This window comes from Gilvimarinus sp. 1_MG-2023, from assembly GCF_030548285.1.
This window is the reverse complement of the sequence record NZ_JAUOSC010001898.1, coordinates 1-229: the sequence shown is the minus strand read 5'-3', so window position 1 is coordinate 229 and position 229 is coordinate 1. Positions and strand designations below refer to the sequence as shown.

The window sequence follows — 229 nt, the reverse complement described above, 5'->3', positions numbered from 1 at the left end:
GGCTTGAACGTGAACTGGCCAAGCTTTGTCGCCGTGTAGTCAAGACCAATATGCTGAGCCAGACAACCGCTACCTGCGTGATTACCGAAGAGTTGCTGGAAGAATTCCTCGGTGTTACCAAATACAGCTACGGCCTGGCTGGAGCCAGTAACGAAGTTGGACAAGTAACCGGACTGGCCTGGACATCGGTCGGTGGCGAATTATTGACACTGGAAGCGGCGGCCACTCC

1 protein-coding gene is annotated in these 229 nt (G+C 54.6%); it reads left to right on the top strand.

Annotation, left to right across the window (positions count from 1 at the left end; translation table 11 throughout):
- Positions 1-50: 50 nt before the first annotated feature.
- Positions 51-229, top strand: a 179-nt coding sequence (locus tag Q4563_RS23295; protein ID WP_303606239.1) for a S16 family serine protease, incomplete at its 3' end; no start/stop codon positions are given.